General features: G+C 57.0%; 1 rRNA gene. It reads right to left on the reverse strand.

The window, feature by feature from the left end:
- Window positions 1-1,328, reverse strand: a 16S ribosomal RNA gene (locus CKO40_RS23680); the annotation flags it as partial.

Below are 1,328 nucleotides of genomic sequence, written 5' to 3' on the forward strand. Positions count from 1 at the left end.
GTGTACAAGGCCCGGGAACGTATTCACCGCAGCGTTGCTGATCTGCGATTACTAGCGACTCCGACTTCATGGGGTCGAGTTGCAGACCCCAATCCGAACTGAGACCGGTTTTTTGGGATTCGCTCCATCTTGCGATTTCGCAGCCCTTTGTACCGGCCATTGTAGCATGTGTGAAGCCCAAGACATAAGGGGCATGATGATTTGACGTCATCCCCACCTTCCTCCGAGTTGACCCCGGCAGTCTCCTATGAGTCCCCGCCTTTACGCGCTGGCAACATAGAACGAGGGTTGCGCTCGTTGCGGGACTTAACCCAACATCTCACGACACGAGCTGACGACAACCATGCACCACCTGTACACCGACCTTGCGGGGCACCCATCTCTGGGTGTTTCCGGTGTATGTCAAGCCTTGGTAAGGTTCTTCGCGTTGCATCGAATTAATCCACATGCTCCGCCGCTTGTGCGGGCCCCCGTCAATTCCTTTGAGTTTTAGCCTTGCGGCCGTACTCCCCAGGCGGGGAACTTAATGCGTTAGCTGCGGCACAGACCTCGTGGAATGAGGCCCACACCTAGTTCCCAACGTTTACGGCGTGGACTACCAGGGTATCTAATCCTGTTCGCTCCCCACGCTTTCGCTTCTCAGCGTCAGTAGTGGCCCAGAGACCTGCCTTCGCCATCGGTGTTCCTCCTGATATCTGCGCATTTCACCGCTACACCAGGAATTCCAGTCTCCCCTACCACACTCTAGTCTGCCCGTACCCACCGCAAGTCCGAGGTTGAGCCTCGGATTTTCACGGCAGACGCGACAAACCGCCTACAAGCTCTTTACGCCCAATAATTCCGGACAACGCTCGCACCCTACGTATTACCGCGGCTGCTGGCACGTAGTTAGCCGGTGCTTCTTCTGCAGGTACCGTCACTTTCGCTTCTTCCCTGCTGAAAGAGGTTTACAACCCGAAGGCCTTCATCCCTCACGCGGCGTCGCTGCATCAGGCTTTCGCCCATTGTGCAATATTCCCCACTGCTGCCTCCCGTAGGAGTCTGGGCCGTGTCTCAGTCCCAGTGTGGCCGGTCGCCCTCTCAGGCCGGCTACCCGTCGTCGCCTTGGTGAGCCGTTACCTCACCAACTAGCTGATAGGCCGCGAGTCCATCCCAGACCGAAAAACTTTCCAAACGGTAGCCATGCGGCTCCGTCTCGTATCCGGTATTAGCTCCGGTTTCCCGGGGTTATTCCAGAGTCTGGGGCAGGTTACTCACGTGTTACTCACCCGTTCGCCACTGATCACCCAAGAGCAAGCTCTCGAGGTCACCGTTCGACTTGCATGTGT

The organism is Halochromatium glycolicum (assembly GCF_016584085.1).
Classification (GTDB): domain Bacteria; phylum Pseudomonadota; class Gammaproteobacteria; order Chromatiales; family Chromatiaceae; genus Lamprobacter; species Lamprobacter glycolicus.